This window comes from Campylobacter concisus, assembly GCF_002912895.1.
In the GTDB taxonomy this organism is placed as follows: domain Bacteria; phylum Campylobacterota; class Campylobacteria; order Campylobacterales; family Campylobacteraceae; genus Campylobacter_A; species Campylobacter_A concisus_G.
In genome coordinates this window covers 1-15,084 of the sequence record NZ_POZX01000064.1, presented here as the reverse complement: position 1 = coordinate 15,084, position 15,084 = coordinate 1, and the positions used below count along the sequence as shown (strand labels likewise).

Here is a 15,084-nt window from a genome sequence, read left to right as displayed (position 1 = left end):
CTTGTAAATTGTACCAAGGTACAATAAAGCCCTATAAATCAATATTTATAACACATTGATAATATTTTTACGTTATTATTTTGCATACTGCTTTGATTAAAATTACCGAAATTTCGTAGCTATTTAGCTCATCCTTTTTGGATAAATTTTAAAAATTTAATGTGTTATTTATGTAATAAAAAAATTTTTAAATTTGCAAAAATTTTTTAAAATCTTTGATACTTTATATGTGATAAAATCCTCTCAAATTTTAAAAAAGGATCAAATTTGAGAAGCGACATAATCAAAAAAGGCTACACAAGAGCCCCACACCGCTCACTTTTACGTGCGACTGGGCTAAAAGACGATGACTTTGCTAAACCCTTTATCGGCGTTGCAAACAGCTTTATAGAGATCATACCTGGGCATTTTTTCTTAAATAAATATGCACAAATTTTAAAAGATGAAATTCGCAAAAATGGCTGTATTCCATTTGAGTTTAACTGTATCGGCGTGGATGATGGCATCGCGATGGGGCATGGAGGCATGCTATATAGCTTGCCTAGCCGCGAGATCATCGCAAACTCGATAGAAACTGTGATGAACGCTCACGCGCTTGACGCACTTGTTTGTATGCCAAACTGCGACAAGATCGTCCCTGGCATGGTTATGGGTGCTTTAAGGGTCAATGTCCCAACCGTGTTTGTAAGCGGTGGCCCTATGAAAAAAGGCTACACAAAAGATGGTAAGCCAATCGACCTTGCGACTGCGTTTGAGGCGGTTGGTAAATTTGAGACCAAAGAGATAGATGAGGCTGAACTAAAAGATATCGAGTGCAACGCATGTCCAAGCGGTGGTAGTTGCAGCGGTATGTTTACAGCAAATTCCATGAACACGCTTTGTGAAGCGATGGGCATAGCACTCCCTGGCAACGGCACTATCCTAGCGCTAACTCCAGAGCGTGAGGAGCTTATTAGACAGGCTGCTCGTAGAATCTGTGAGATCGCACTTGATGAGAAATTTAAGATAAGAAACATACTAAATGAAAAGGCGATCCGCAACGCACTTGTCGTTGATATGGCGATGGGTGGTAGCAGCAACACCGTCCTTCACATGCTAGCTATCTCAAGAGAGGCTGGCGTAAATTTAGATATCAAAGAGCTAAACAAGATCAGCCAAAATATCGCTCACATCGCTAAAATCAGCCCAAGCTTGCCAAATGTGCATATGGAGGACATCGGTAGAGCTGGTGGCATGAATGCAGTGATAAAAGAAATTTCACGCAGAGATAATGGCATGCTAAATTTGGACAATCTCACAGTTAGTGGCGAAACTTTAGGAGAACGTGTAAAGGTAAGTGACATCAAAGATGAAAGCATCATTCACAAAGTAGAAAACGCCTATTCACAAGTTGGCGGACTTGCCATTTTGTTTGGAAATTTAGCCGAGCAAGGCTGTGTTATAAAAACAGCTGGCATCGTTGGCGAGCGTAAATTTAGTGGTAAAGCAGTCTGCTTTAACTCACAAGATGAAGCCATAGCTGGCATTTCAAGTGGTAAAGTAGATAAAGGCGATGTCGTCGTCATCCGCTACGAAGGTCCACGCGGAGGCCCTGGCATGCAAGAGATGCTAAGCCCTACTTCACTCATCATGGGACGAGGCCTTGGCGCAGACGTGGCGCTCATCACAGATGGTCGCTTTAGCGGGGCGACAAGAGGTCTAAGTATCGGCCACGTAAGCCCAGAAGCGGCCGAAGGCGGTATGATAGGCTTGCTAAAAGATGGCGATATCATCGATATAGACGTCGATAAATACGAGATAAACGTTCGCCTAAGCGAAGCCGAGATCGCAAAGAGAAGAGCAGAATTTAAACCAGTTGATAAGGCGCTAACCTCTCGCTGGCTAAGGCAATACCGCAAACTAGTCACAAACGCAAGCAACGGAGCGGTGCTAGAAGCATAAAAAATTTACTACAAAAGCAAGGAGTAGTCTCTTTGCTTTTGCAAAAATATAAAGATTTCTTCATTTTTAAGGATACTAAATGCAACAAGATTTCTATTTTTATGTTGCCATATTTTTAGGAGTACTATTTTTGATTGCGATATTTGTCATCTATTCATTTAATAGAGACAAACTCGAGCTAAAGCGAAATTTGGCGCAAAAAGAGCAAGAAAATTTTGAAATTTCATCAAATCTAACAAATTTAGTATCTAAAAATAGTGAAAATCTGCAGCTAATCAGTGAGCAAAAAGCAAGGCTTATGTCAAATCACGAGCGAATAGACGAGCTCATCGGCGAGATCGATGCACTAAAAACCAAAATAGCACAAAAAGAAGAAGCTGAAGATGCGATGGAGCGCGTGATAAATGAGCTTAAAGAGAGTATCGGTACAGCAAATGAACGAGCTAAGAATAACGAGGCAAATTTCACTGCAACTCTAGCCGAGCTAAATCAAAATAAGAATACTTTAGCTGAAGCAAATGAGAGAGAAAATAGATTAAAACGTGATATGGCTGTGCTTAGAAATGAAATAGAAGCAAAAGAAAATAGCCTAAAAGAGCAAGAGGCAAATTTATTAAAAGTAAAAAATGAGTTAAATTTGGAATTTTCTAATCTTGCAAATAAAATATTTGAAGAAAAAAGTGCAAATTTTACACAAAATAGCCAAAATTCTTTAGATCTTTTACTAAAGCCACTAAAGGAGCAAATTTCAACCTTTCAAGAGCGCGTAAATGTGGTCCATGACGAGTCAGTTAAAGGCATGAGCGCGTTAGGAACGCAGATTAAGCACATAAGTGAGATTGGTATCTCAATGTCAAAAGAGGCAAACTCGCTAGCCACTGCACTAAAAGGTAGCAATAAAACACTTGGGAACTGGGGTGAAATACAGCTTGAACGCACATTTGAGGCTTCTGGACTTGTAAAAGATGAGCATTACTTGACACAACAAAATTTCAAGAACGAAGAAGGCAAACGTCTTATTCCTGATTTTATAGTAAAGATACCAGATGGCAAACACCTAATAGTTGATTCTAAAGTCTCACTTATAGCTTACGAAAAAGCTATCACAGCCAGCAATGAGGAGGAGCTAAATTTAGCATTGAAAGAGCATATTGCTTCTATGAAAAATCACATAGATAGCTTAAATAGCAAAAATTACGGTGAGATCGTACCTGATAGTCCTGATTTTGTATTGATGTTTATACCAATTGAGCCAGCATATATCGAGGCTATGAAATTTGATAGTTCCCTTTTTGACTACGCATTTCAAAAGCGCGTAATACTAGTATCTCACACTACGCTTATGCCTATTCTTCGCACAGTGGCAAATTTATGGCGCATAGAGCGTGGCAATGAAGAGGCCAAAAATATCGTAAAGAGTGCGATTAAAATTTATGATAAAGTCCGCAATGTGGCCGAGCATATGAATAGACTTAGCAATACACTAAATACTACGAATAAACATTTTAACGCCCTTGCATCAAGTTTTAGTGGTAGAGATGGTCTTGTTAGTAGACTTGAAAATTTTAAACGCTTGTCTTCAGACGAGCAAAAAGATATAGAAGTAAAAGAGATCGGCGTAAATAACGAGTTAGAAAAAGAGGATTAGGATATGGCTAGAAAAACTAGCCATAAAAATTTATTTTAAAAGACCTTGTTTTTTCATTTGTTCCATTACTTGAGCAAACATCTCTTTAGCTTGTTTGCAAGTAGCGTCTTGTTGTTCTTTTGGAAGTGCAGCAAGTTGATCCATTGATTGTTTCTTTTGATCTTCATACATTTTTACTTGTTGCTCTTGACCAGCTTGTTTATAAGCTTCGACCATTTTGTCGATGTCTGAGAAGTAAGACTTGCAAGTATCTGTAAGATCTGCAGCGTTTAGGCTTAATGCAAAGCCAAGAGTAGTTAAAACTAAAAGTGATTTTTTCATCTCTTTCTCCTTATAAAAATTTAAAATAATTATAATACTTTCTGCTTATAAGGGAATAAAATTGAAATAAAAAATTCATAGCCAAAGCGCTTAGAGCTTTGGCTATTTTAGCTTTTTAGCCTAGAAATTCGCGCTTAAAATACTCTTTTGGAGCTTTACAAAGTGGACAGGCGCCTGGAGCTTTTTTGCCTCTATGAACGTGTCCGCACACCTCACAAACCCAGATATCTTCCTCTTCGCTCTCAAAAAAGCCCTCTTCATCAAGCATCTTTTTAAGCTCTAAATACTCTCTTTCATGCTCAACCTCAACCTTGCCGATAGCCGTGAAAAGTCTCTCAACATCTCTTAGCTCTTCTTCTTTTGCAATCTTTGCAAAGTCTGGATACATTGTAGTATGCTCGTAGTTTTCGCCAGCTGCAGCGTCAAGTAAATTTTTATCCATCTTATCGATCGGATCATTCATTAGCTCGTGATATTTTTTAAACTCCGCTCTTGCGTGCCATTTTTCGTTCTCAGCTGCTTCGTAAAAGTGTCTAGCAATTGCATGATAGCCTGCTTCTTTGGCTAGATCACCGTAAAGCTCATACTTATTTCTAGCTTGTGACTCGCCAGCAAATGCCTTCATTAAATTTACTGCTGTTAAATTTTCAGTCACGCATTTCATCTCTTCGCCGCAACAGGTTAGTCTGCCACCACCAACCTTTTGCACCTCGATCTCGTTGCCGCATTTTTCGCATTTGTATGTTTCGTACTGTCTCATTTTGACTCCTATTTTGATAAATTTTGATTGGATTATAACCAAATAATTAAAATAAGTAAATAATAATTTTTATTGATAACGTATATTATTATTTTATTTTTTGCATAAAATTTGTGTGAGTTTCGTTACAAATGGAGAAACTAGCAAAAGCACAGGATAAGCTACTACAAAGGCTTTTACGTAAGCAGTTAGCCAAATTTTTACAAAGCCATCAACAAAGCCAAGATTTAAATATGTCAGCACAAATGACATAAAAAAAGCCATAAATGCTGACATTATAAACGCAAAAACATATCTATAAAATTTTGCTGGTATCATGAAATTTTGCCTATCAGCTCCCCTAATCTTTTTGCGTGATCAAGCGCCTTTTGCCTCATCAAAGCAAGCTTTGCCTCATCGTGCCTACTCTGATACGATAGCCCTCCGCTATAAACATATCCTGTAAACTCCATCCCACAAGTATTTGCTAGTGCCTTAAGTGGCGGCAAAAATTCCTCTATCTCATAGCACTGAAGCGCCTCTTTTTTATAAAGCTCCTCAGGCGCGCCAGAGGTAAATGAAAGCACCAGCTTCTTGCCACGTAGCTTATCTCCTTTGCTGCCATGAGAGAAGCCATGAACTAGCACATCTTCAAGCCACTTTTGCAAAAGTGACGGCACGCCGTACCAGAAAAATGGATAAACAAGCACGATCACATCAGCCTTTACTAGCTTTTCTTGCTCGGCTTTTACGTCTATCACGTAGTTTTTATAAAGCTCGCTTAATATGTCAAATTTAACATCTGGCAAGTGCTTTTTTAGCTCGCCCAAGATTATCTTATTTGCAAAGGAATTTTCAAGGTCGGTGTGACCTGATACGACTAAAATTTCACTCATTTTCTCTCCTTAAATTTACTTCTTTAAATTTATTTGCAAACAAAGCTACTTGCCTTGCTCGCATCTCCGCCCACGTATGTAGCCACCTTTGGATACGCACACACCAAAAATTCCTTACCAGCGTAGGTCTTACTCTTAGCCAGCATGCTCTTTGGCGCTTCGCCCTTTTCGTGCCACGCTTCAAGCGCACTAAGCGGATCGACATCATCTATGCCATTACCGCCACCGCAGTGGTTCATCCCAGGTAGTGCGAAAAATGCCGCGAAATTTTGGCTATTTTCGTTATCAGCCTCTAGCTTTTTAAACCAGTCCCTTTGATCTTTTGCTGAGAAAACTGGGTCTGAGACGCCAGTTACTATGATGAGCTTGCCGCCATTTGCGCTAAATGTGCTAAGACTTGTTGAGATAGCGTCATTTATCGCTACCGTCTCGAAAGTCTTTGGCGTGTCTTTGTCAAAGTCAAAATTTATCGTATCAAAATTTGGCTGCGCTGGCGTCAAAAAGTAGTAATTCACCGAGCCACTTGAAAGCGTGATATTTCTAGCGTTTGGCTTGGCGCTTTGTGAGTCGCCTAGCTTCCATTGCCTCCAGCCCTCAGCGCTCACACCTGAGTCGTAAAACCAACCGCTATAAATTTGCTCGCCCTTGCTGTTTTTGGCTCCGTTAAAGATTTTCTCTATCGCCTCTATCTTTTGCTTCTCTAAATTTAGACTTTTTGGGTTAAATTTGCACGCTTCCCACGCATTTATGATCCCATCTTTTAGTCCGCCCAAGGCGTCACATTTTTCTAGCACGGCTTGGCTTAGCTTGTCAAGATCGTCCTTAGTTAGTGCATTTGCAAAAATTTTCTCGCCTTTTTCATTTTTCGGAGCTATCTTCATAAGGGCTTGATTGTCCCACTGCTGAGCGATCGCCGCGCGAGATAGCCTAAAGCCAGGGTTTGCAGCGATGACGCCATCAAATTCTAGCGGATAATGCTGGGCTGCTATGAGCGCTGCCCTGCCGCCATTTGAGCAGCCCATGAAGTAGCTATGCTTTGGCTTTTTATCATACGCGGCGGCTAAAATTTGCTTAGCTGCGTCCGTTACCTTGCCGATCGCCTGATAGGCGTAGTCTAGCCTTGCTTGCTGATCTAGTCCAAACTCAGCCGTTGGTTTTGGGTGTCCTGAGTTTGTAGTAACGACCGCGTAGCCTCTAAGAAGCGCTGGCGTGGCTGTGTTGTTCGTATCGGCACTGCACCAAGAGCAGGCACTAAAAAGCCGTCCATACCGCCCCCGCCTTGAAATAAAAATTTCTCATTCCACTGCTATGGCAGCCTTAGCTCGTAGTCGATGTCCATACTCTTTGCCGTCCGAGCCTACGCGTCTATATAGCTTGCCATGCACCACGCAGTGAGGCTTTGCTTTGATATTATTTTTACTACCACCAGTTAGCGTGGACATCTTATCGGCTGATACTTCGCTACTCTCATTCCACACCGTATCTATCATCTCGTTGTTTAAAATTTTCACATCTTTTAAGCTCTCGCATCCTGTCTTATCAATGATAAAAGCCGTGCTGCACAAGTGCTAGTGCGTAAAAAGTGAAATTTTATTCATAATATCCCCTAAAATTTTACCTTACTAAACGAGATCTCATTTTTTAGACCAAAGCCGTCAATTTCGTCTATAAGCCCTGCTCGCTCTTTGGCGTAAACTTTGTAGTTTTCGCTGTGGCGGTAGCTCTCAAAGCTAGCCTCATCTTTGTAAATTTCAACCAGCACCCACTTGTTAGGTGCCTCTTTTTGACTAAAGGCAAACTGCGCGTAAGCTCCCTCATCTACGCTTTTTTGCATATATTTTTTGATAATCTTTTCAAATTTCGCATCACTATTTGCCAAAAGGCTTAAATTTGTGATGTGAAAGTAGCTATCTTTTAGGCGCTCTGGGGTTAAATTTTTAGAAAAAGTAGCCCGTTTTTTCAGGCTGATAGCCTTTTTGCTAGCTAAAATTTCAGCGCTCGCACTCGCAAATTTCTTAAAATGCGCCGAGCCTATATGCTTTTTATAAGCCGTCTCGTCCTTGTAAAACTCAAGCACGTAAAATAGCTCTGTCTTACTCTTTGCACTCGCAAAAAAGATCGCCTGTGTGCCTGGCTCACTCTTTGAGCTTAGTATTTTTTCCCTACCAAGCTGTCTTAGCAAACTCTTGTTATTTGGCGTCGCAAGCAGCTCCTGTAAGCTCACTTTCTCTTCCGCCCCAAAGGCAAAAGCTGCCAAAACCGCTAGTAAAAATAGCTTTTTTATCATCAAATCTCCTTAAATTTATCTCTGCTCAACTCTTTTTATCCAAGCAAAAAGCTCGTCTAAGTCGTAGTCGCCGCCGTGTCCTTGTCCCCAGACCGCTTCGAAATCAACCTCTTTGCCAGCATTTTTAAGCGAAAGTGCGAGCATAGCAGGCACAGCAAGCGCTAAGTCGGTGTCGTTTGTCCCCTGCCTTATGCGGTAAAATTTCGCCCCATTTTTGTTTTTGACGTAGTTCATCGCATTCATCATCTTTATGACACCAGCCTCCGCCATCTCGCCCTCACTTCGCTCTTTTGCAAATTTAGTAAAGTGCTTTGCGGGCGTTTTGCTATCTCCAAAGAGATCGTTTTCAGGATTTTCTAGCCCAAATCCATCAAAGGCAACCACTGCTTTGGCGCGTTTCAGCGAGGCGATAAAATCTTCAAGCTTAAATGTATATCCAAGCGAGCAACCCTGCGTATCAAGCGTGATAAATTTAGGTGTTAGCGTATTTTTGTCGCTGTTTTTTGTAGCGGTAAATGCCCTTGAGATGAGGACGTTTATATACTCTTTGAAGCTGCCTTCGCCATTTTCATCAAGAGTTAATGCATGACCTTTTGCGTCCTTTAAATTTAGCGAGTTTAGATAGGCTGGAAATTTGCTCTTTAGCTCGCGCGAGAGCTCTTTTTGTGTGGCGTTTAACTCACCTGTGATCATCTTTGGCTTTTTGCTCCTGTCATTAAAGCTGGTCGCATCAAGGCTTGAAAAGTCTATCCTTTCAAATTTATCCAAATCCCCAAACATCCACTCATAGGCCTCATCCTCATGCTCTAAATTTGTAACAGGGCAATAGACTGAAGCTGCGTAAATTTGATCTTCTGCTCTTGCAGCTCCTAGCTCTTTAAGATATGGCTCATACTCTTTTGCATTTGCGCTAACGCCTAGAAGTGCCGACATCGCCCCGCCTGCGCTCGTGCCGTTTGAGATAATCTTATTTGCGTCGCCTGGCATAAATTTGTCGTTAAATTTAAGATATCTAACGGCCGCTTTTAGATCGACTATCGCAGCTGGTGCTTTGCCGATAAATTTCTCGCCATCTTTTAGCGTCCTGCCCCTAGCGCCAACGCTTGCCACGACATAGCCTCTAAGAAGGGCTTCAAGAGTGGCATTTGGCTTTTCGTTTTGAATTTCTGGCTCTGAAGGCATTGCTGGCATGTAGCCGCCAATCGCATTTGGCATGAAAATAGCTGCCTTTTGGTCGCTAAATTTACCCTCTGGCACGTAGAAATTTAAGACCTCATAGTCGCTAACTGGCTTTGCCACATAGCCTATGCCCTCATAAGCTCTAAATTTAAGCGTCCTATCGCCAACTTGCACGCTTTTTAGCTCAAATTTACTCTCATCAAATTTAAGTTCATTTCCAAAGCAAACACCTACTAAACAAACCCCTAAAATAGCAACTCTAACGCCTTTCATGATCCACCTTTTTATTTTGTCCTACTTTTGCTTTAGCGCCTAGTTATCTTTTGGCCCCAATTTGACCGCATAGTCAAATTTTGGCTTACTTAGGCTAAACTCAAAGCTATCTCTATCCACCGCGCCAACGCAGTAATGGCTATCATAAAGGCGAAGCAAAAACTCCGCCATCTGCTCACTCGTGTGGTATTTTTTAAACGCCTTGTCGTAGTCGTAGCTCTCTTTGCTAGTTGCCACCATGCCAAATTCTGTCTTTGTGGCAGCTGGGGCCAGCACTTTAGCCTGCATTTTCGCCTGCTTATCTTGCGCTAGCTCGTGGTAAAGCCCCTCACTAAAGGCGCTGACGAAAAATTTACTAGCGCAGTATGTGACGGCATTTGGCACGATTTTGTAGCCGCCTATTGAGGAGATGTTTATAAGCTGCGTATCTTTTTTATATTTTTTAGTAAAGAGCGTTGAGAGCGTGACAAGTGAGATGATGTTTAAATTTATCATCTGCGTGATTTTTTCTAAATTTTGCTCGCCGACCTTGTTATAGTCGCCAAAGCCAGCGTTGTTTATAAGCGCTTTTAGCTCAAATTTTTCTAAATTATGCCAAAGAGAAAGGACATTTTCTTGCTTTGAAAGGTCACAAAGCTCTATCACGACATCGACATTTGCAAATTTAGCTATCTCGCTTTTTAAATTTTCTAAAAGCTCGCCACGTCTTGCGATAAGGATCAAATTCTCCCCGCGCCTTGCAAATGCCTTTGCCGCGGCCGCTCCTATGCCTGAGCTTGCTCCAGTGATGGCGATGTATCTTTTCACTTCGCATACTCCACCGGGCTATAAATTTTGACACCCTCGCTGTGGTCATCTTGCGCTACTTGTACGATCACTTTAGCGATATCAGCTGCCTTCATCGGACGATACTCGTCAAAAAAGCCTTTTGGGATAAATTTAAACGCCTTTATCGCCAGATACTCGCCAAGCCTAAAGTCCTTTCTCTCAGCCTCGATAAGTGGCAGTCTGGCGATATGAAATGAGCTATATCCAAGCTCTTTTATCTTTGCTTCTGCTTGACCCTTTGCCTTTAGGTAAAACGAGCCTGACTTTCTGTTTGCGCCTGCAGCCGAGAGCAAGACAAAGCGTTTTGCGCCGCACTCCAAGCCAAATTTGGCGAAATTTATCGGATAGGTCACATCGACTTTGTAAAACTGCTCTTTGTGCTTCGCCGCTTTCATCGTCGTGCCAAGCGCGCAAAAAACGTTATCAGCGATAAATGGCACCTCATCTTTAAAATCATCAAAATTTACTATCTTTACTTCAAGCTTTTCATGGGTAAATTCTAGCTCATGCCTAACAAGGGCGATCACTTTGTTGTAGTGCTCACTCTGGCATAAATCCTTTAAAATTTCACTTCCCACAGCGCCGCTGGCTCCTGCTATAAGGGCGACTTTTTTCATGTTTATCCTTTGTAAATTTTGGATAAATTCTATCTCGCTAAGGCAAAAATTTCGCTTATGGCCTCTTTTGTATAAATTTGCTCCAAGCCCCTGCTCTTGGCGTAGTCATAAACTAGCGCCATGATCTCGTCTAGATTTGACTCATCAACGCCGATTTCAATTAGGCTTGTTGGCGTGCCGATCTTGCTAAACCACTCTTTTAGCTTTTTAATAGCCTCGTCTGCGTCATCCACGCCAAAAATTTCTTTGCCAAAGCGCTTAAATGCCTTTAAATTTCTACTCTTATACCACTTCATCCAAGCTGGCATAACGACACTTAGCCCAGCCCCATGCGCGCAATCAACCACCGCACCTATGGCGTGCTCGATCATGTGGTTTGGATAAGAGTAACCAGCCGTGCCAACGTAAGTTAAGCCATTTAGCGCCATCGTAGCAGCCCAGGCAAACTCGCCTCTAGCGCCATAGTTTTCTGGCTCTTTTAGTAAAATTTCAGTCGTTTTCATGACCGTTTTGATGTTTGCTTCGATGTATAAATTTATGATCTCAGGCTGAATGCTCGCCGTAAAGTAGCCCTCGATGCTGTGAGCGATGATGTCAGAGGCTGAATAGACCAAATACTCCTTGCTAACGCTTGCTTGAAGCAGTGGGTTTATAACCGAAACTTTTGGGTAAAGACAAGCGCCGTGCATGGCAAATTTCTCTTTTGTGGCTTCCTTTGTGACGACTGCGCCGCCGTTCATCTCTGAGCCAGTTGCAGCTAGAGTTATGATGTCAAAGATCATAAGCGCTTCTTTTGGGCACTTGCCAGTAAAAAAGTCCCAAACATCGCCGTTATATTTTACTCCTGCAGCCACGGCCTTTGCCGTGTCAAGCACCGAGCCACCGCCTATGGCTAGCACGCTATCAACACCTTGCTTTTTAGCTAAATTTATAGCCTCATTTACCTTGCTTAGCACTGGGTTTGACTTCACGCCACCTATCTTGCAAAACTCGATGCCATTTGCACTTAGGCTCTTTGTGGCAACGTCAAAAATTCCGTTTTGCATGATCCTGTCGCTGCCATAGATGATGAGCGTCTTTTTTGCGCCAAATTCTTTCATATATTTGCCGATGTTTTGCTCTTTGTCTTTGCCAAATTCTATTTTTGTAGGATTTAAAAAGCTAAAATTTTGCATAGTTTCTCCTTATTAGTTTTAATGATTATAGTTTTGCAAAGCAAAAATTTTTGTTAAAAATAATGAGTAGAAATTTAAAAGTTTCTTAGTTTGATAGGAAGTTTTGAGATAATCTTTTTCGGATCAAAGCTACTTTTAGCATCAACTAAATTTCCAAAATTTTCACCTGTGCTAAGGAATTTTTGCAAATAATAATTGCCTCTATATCCAAGGTCATAAAGAATTTCAGACATCAAAGAAATATCTGTTTCATCTAAAAAATCTGCATGCACGGTTGTTCTTACTTCAAAATCAAAATTTATCTCAAGCAGATACTTTAGTGTGCTAATAAATTTTTCATATAAATTTGAGCCAGTTACGCCCGTAAATTTCTCTTTTGGTGCTTTAAAATCAAGTGCGATATAGTCAATCAGCCCTTCGCCTATCGCCTCTTTTAAAATCTCAATATGAGAGCCATTTGTATCGACCTTTAGGCAAAAATTTCTTGACTTAACCTCTCTTGCAAGCTTCAAAAACAAAGGATTTGCCGTGCATTCGCCACCGCTAAAGACGATGCCATTTAGCTTACCTATGCGGCGGTCCAAGAAGTTACAAACCTCATCCATTTCTATATTGCCATTTGAATTTACAACTTCTATATTATAGCAATACACGCACCGCATATTACAGCCTGCAAACCAAACTACCGCAGCCACTTTGTCTGGATAATCAAGCGTAGTAAATGGCGTTATACTAAAGACTTTATGCAAATTTATGGGCCTTTTGAGATTTAAAAGGCACAGAAGATTGTGCCTTTTTTATTTGAGTTTTTATATTTTTATTGGCTGCGGTGATTATCTTTTGCAGCAACTTGCGTATTCATCAAATTTAATACGCTCTTTATGCTCGCCTTTTTTACCAAGGTTAAAGCTCTCAACTGGGCGATGATAACCCATAACACGAGTATAGACTACACATTTTGTGCGTTTATCTTGTACTTTTTCCAAAATTTCTTTTTCTGTCATTTTCTCTCCTTATTTGGAATTGTTTTTCTCTTTTTCTATTAATTCTGCATCACAAAGCGGACAAAATTCATGCTCGCCAGCTATGTAACCATGTTTTGAACAAACACTAAACACAGGCGTTATCGTGATATATGGAAGCTTATAATTTGAGATTATGCTCTTTACAAGCTCCTTGCAAGCTTTAGGTGAGCTGATCCTTTCTTTCATATAAAGGTGAAATACTGTGCCACCAGTATATGAAGTCTGAAGATCATCTTGTAAATCAAGTGCCTCGTAAGCATCATCTGTAAAATTTGCTGGAAGCTGGGTTGAGTTTGTGTAGTAAATATTCTCTCCCCCACCTGCTTGGATGATGTCTGGATAGCGCTTTTTATCCTCTTTAGCAAAGCGGTACGTTGTGCCCTCAGCTGGAGTCGCCTCAAGGTTATATAAATTTCCAGTCTCTTCTTGAAATGTCCTTATCTTATCGCGCAAAAACTCGACCATCTCAATAGCAAAATCGCGTCCAAATTTTGTTGAGATATTCTCTTTATCATTTGTGAAATTTCTAAGAAGTTCGTTCATGCCATTTATACCGATCGTACTAAAGTGGTTATTAAAGTGCTTTAGATATCTAGCCGTATAAGGATAAAGCCCTCTGTCATACATCTCTTGGATAAATTTACGCTTCTTTTCAAGTGTTGATTTAGCAAGCTCTAAAAGATAGCTAAGCCTGTTATAAAGTGCGACTTTATCGCCTTTGAAGTTGTAGCCTAGGCGAGCTAAATTTATAGTAACGACGCCAATCGAGCCTGTCATCTCAGCACTACCAAAAAGACCACCACCTCGTTTTAAAAGCTCTCTTAGATCAAGCTGCAAACGGCAGCACATAGAGCGGACATGTCCTGGTTTGTAGGCTTTTTCGTTTTCTATCTTGTTGCCATTTTCGTCGTAAGTGTATTGTGAGCCGATAAAATTTTGAAAGTAGCTTGAGCCCATTTTGGCAGTATTTTCAAAGAGTACATCCGCCACTTCGCTATCCCAGTCAAAATCCTCTGTGATATTTACCGTTGGTATCGGAAATGTAAAAGGCTGCGAGCACTTATCGCCAGCTGTTAAAACCTCGTAAAATGCCTTATCTATGCGTGCCATCTCAGGCTCGAAGTCCTTATAGGTCATATCGACTAAATTTTTCCTGCCACGCTCGTTGGCTTTTTTCAAAATTTTCTCATCTTTTACATTTGTAAAAAGGTGTATATCATCGCTCGTTGGGATCTGATCTCTTAGGTCGCTTGGGCAGGTGATATCTATTGTTACGTTTGTAAATGGACTTTGTCCCCAGCGTGCAGGAACGTTTAGGTTAAATATAAAGCTAGTTATCGCCTTTTTGATCTCGGCATCACTTAGATCGTCTTTGAAAACATAAGGCGCAAGGTAGGTATCAAAGCTAGAAAACGCCTGAGCACCAGCCCACTCGCTTTGCAAAATTCCTAAGAAATTTGCCATCTGATAGAGTGCTTCTCTAAAGTGCTTTGGAGCCCTGCTCTCGACCCTACCACGAACTCCGTTAAAGCCCTCATTTAGTAAGGCTCGCAAGCTCCAGCCAGCACAGTACCCTGTAAGGCAGTCAAGATCGTGGATATGGTAGTCGCCATTTCTATGAGCTAGGCCCTCTTCTTTGCTATAAACAGCGTCTAGCCAGTAGTTTGCTATGACTTTACCAGCGGTGTTGTTAATGAGTCCTGCGTTTGAGTAGCTTGTATTTGAGTTTGCAGAAATTCTCCAGTCGGTGCCATTTATATACTCATTTATCGTTTGAGTTGAATTTATGTAAGTCGTATCGTCATTTAGGCCTAAAATTTGCTCACGCTGAAGCTTGTGGGTATGACGGTAGAGCATAAAGCTCTTTAAAACGTCGAAATACCCGCTATTAAATAGCTCTTTTTCGATCGCATCTTGGATGTCTTCGACTGTTATCGCGCTTGATTTTTGAAAGATATCTTGGACAACATTTGTAAAAACTTTCTCATCATAAGCTAAATTTTCGCTAGCAAATGCTTTTTTTATCGCATCTACTATCTTATATGCTACAAATTCTTGTCTTGTGCCATCTCTCTTCAAAATCTCACGCATTACTTGCTCTTTCTTCTAAATTTTCAATATAAAGTTTAAAAGTATAGGACAAGAAAGCTTAAAT

Annotated in this window: 14 protein-coding genes and 1 pseudogene; 2 read left to right on the top strand and 13 right to left on the bottom strand. The window is 40.9% G+C overall.

Annotation, left to right across the window (positions count from 1 at the left end):
* Positions 1-267 precede the first annotated feature (267 nt).
* Both ilvD and rmuC read left to right on the top strand, forming a co-directional pair.
* Entirely contained in the window at positions 268-1,941 is a 1,674-nt protein-coding gene (ilvD, locus tag CYP51_RS07525; RefSeq protein ID WP_103624969.1) for a dihydroxy-acid dehydratase, read from the top strand.
* 79 nt (positions 1,942-2,020) lie between these two features.
* Positions 2,021-3,589, top strand: a complete 1,569-nt coding sequence (gene rmuC / locus CYP51_RS07520; protein ID WP_103624968.1) for a DNA recombination protein RmuC — start codon at positions 2,021-2,023, stop codon at positions 3,587-3,589.
* 30 nt (positions 3,590-3,619) lie between these two features.
* On the opposite strand, the gene CYP51_RS07515 is transcribed toward rmuC, so the two are convergent.
* From CYP51_RS07515 to CYP51_RS07460, 13 genes and pseudogenes are all read right to left on the bottom strand, one after another.
* Positions 3,620-3,910 (bottom strand): DUF5339 domain-containing protein, encoded by a 291-nt coding sequence (locus CYP51_RS07515; RefSeq protein WP_103624967.1) that lies wholly within the window; start codon positions 3,908-3,910, stop codon positions 3,620-3,622.
* A gap of 115 nt (positions 3,911-4,025) precedes the next feature.
* Complete coding sequence (locus tag CYP51_RS07510) at positions 4,026-4,670, bottom strand: ferritin family protein (RefSeq protein ID WP_103624966.1); 645 nt, start codon at positions 4,668-4,670, stop codon at positions 4,026-4,028.
* 93 nt (positions 4,671-4,763) lie between these two features.
* Entirely contained in the window at positions 4,764-4,988 is a 225-nt protein-coding gene (locus CYP51_RS07505; protein ID WP_103624965.1) for a DUF2798 domain-containing protein, read from the bottom strand.
* Positions 4,985-5,545, bottom strand: coding sequence for an NAD(P)H-dependent oxidoreductase (locus CYP51_RS07500; protein WP_103624964.1), 561 nt, complete (start codon positions 5,543-5,545; stop codon positions 4,985-4,987). The genes CYP51_RS07505 and CYP51_RS07500 overlap by 4 nt, the downstream gene beginning before the upstream one ends.
* 29 nt (positions 5,546-5,574) lie before the next feature.
* A complete protein-coding gene (locus CYP51_RS07495; RefSeq protein ID WP_258032823.1) occupies positions 5,575-6,831 on the bottom strand; it encodes a tannase/feruloyl esterase family alpha/beta hydrolase in 1,257 nt (418 codons plus the stop codon).
* A 9-nt stretch (positions 6,832-6,840) separates the two neighbouring features.
* Positions 6,841-7,110, bottom strand: a complete 270-nt coding sequence (locus CYP51_RS10085; RefSeq protein ID WP_258032822.1) for a hypothetical protein — start codon at positions 7,108-7,110, stop codon at positions 6,841-6,843.
* Positions 7,111-7,151: 41 nt separating this feature from the next.
* The gene (locus tag CYP51_RS07490; protein ID WP_103624963.1) at positions 7,152-7,832 is read right to left on the bottom strand and encodes a putative quinol monooxygenase; all 681 of its coding nucleotides are present in this window, start codon (positions 7,830-7,832) and stop codon (positions 7,152-7,154) included.
* A gap of 15 nt (positions 7,833-7,847) precedes the next feature.
* A complete protein-coding gene (locus CYP51_RS07485) occupies positions 7,848-9,284 on the bottom strand; it encodes a subtype B tannase (RefSeq protein WP_103624962.1) in 1,437 nt (478 codons plus the stop codon).
* A 39-nt stretch (positions 9,285-9,323) separates the two neighbouring features.
* A complete protein-coding gene (locus tag CYP51_RS07480) occupies positions 9,324-10,091 on the bottom strand; it encodes an SDR family NAD(P)-dependent oxidoreductase (RefSeq protein ID WP_103624961.1) in 768 nt (255 codons plus the stop codon).
* A complete protein-coding gene (locus CYP51_RS07475; RefSeq protein ID WP_103624960.1) occupies positions 10,088-10,729 on the bottom strand; it encodes an NAD(P)H-binding protein in 642 nt (213 codons plus the stop codon). Before CYP51_RS07475 ends, CYP51_RS07480 begins: the two co-directional genes overlap by 4 nt.
* A 29-nt stretch (positions 10,730-10,758) precedes the next feature.
* Positions 10,759-11,904: an iron-containing alcohol dehydrogenase gene (locus tag CYP51_RS07470; RefSeq protein WP_103624959.1), complete on the bottom strand. Its 1,146-nt coding sequence runs from the start codon at positions 11,902-11,904 to the stop codon at positions 10,759-10,761.
* 74 nt (positions 11,905-11,978) lie between these two features.
* On the bottom strand, positions 11,979-12,653 hold the full coding sequence (locus CYP51_RS07465) for an anaerobic ribonucleoside-triphosphate reductase activating protein (protein WP_103624958.1): 675 nt from the start codon (positions 12,651-12,653) through the stop codon (positions 11,979-11,981).
* Between the two features lie 84 nt (positions 12,654-12,737).
* A pseudogene (locus tag CYP51_RS07460) lies at positions 12,738-15,020 on the bottom strand (ribonucleoside triphosphate reductase).
* Positions 15,021-15,084: the final 64 nt, after the last annotated feature.

What these genes read in the sequence shown, in the direction of transcription:
- CYP51_RS07510 (WP_103624966.1), bottom strand. Translation starts at nt 4,670, where the DNA reads ATGAGACAGTACGAAACATACAAATGCGAAAAATGCGGCAACGAGATC.
- rmuC (WP_103624968.1), top strand. Translation starts at nt 2,021, where the DNA reads ATGCAACAAGATTTCTATTTTTATGTTGCCATATTTTTAGGAGTACTA.
- CYP51_RS07490 (WP_103624963.1), bottom strand. Translation starts at nt 7,832, where the DNA reads ATGATAAAAAAGCTATTTTTACTAGCGGTTTTGGCAGCTTTTGCCTTT.
- CYP51_RS07470 (WP_103624959.1), bottom strand. Translation starts at nt 11,904, where the DNA reads ATGCAAAATTTTAGCTTTTTAAATCCTACAAAAATAGAATTTGGCAAA.
- CYP51_RS07485 (WP_103624962.1), bottom strand. Translation starts at nt 9,284, where the DNA reads ATGAAAGGCGTTAGAGTTGCTATTTTAGGGGTTTGTTTAGTAGGTGTT.
- CYP51_RS07505 (WP_103624965.1), bottom strand. Translation starts at nt 4,988, where the DNA reads ATGATACCAGCAAAATTTTATAGATATGTTTTTGCGTTTATAATGTCA.
- CYP51_RS07515 (WP_103624967.1), bottom strand. Translation starts at nt 3,910, where the DNA reads ATGAAAAAATCACTTTTAGTTTTAACTACTCTTGGCTTTGCATTAAGC.
- CYP51_RS07500 (WP_103624964.1), bottom strand. Translation starts at nt 5,545, where the DNA reads ATGAGTGAAATTTTAGTCGTATCAGGTCACACCGACCTTGAAAATTCC.
- CYP51_RS07475 (WP_103624960.1), bottom strand. Translation starts at nt 10,729, where the DNA reads ATGAAAAAAGTCGCCCTTATAGCAGGAGCCAGCGGCGCTGTGGGAAGT.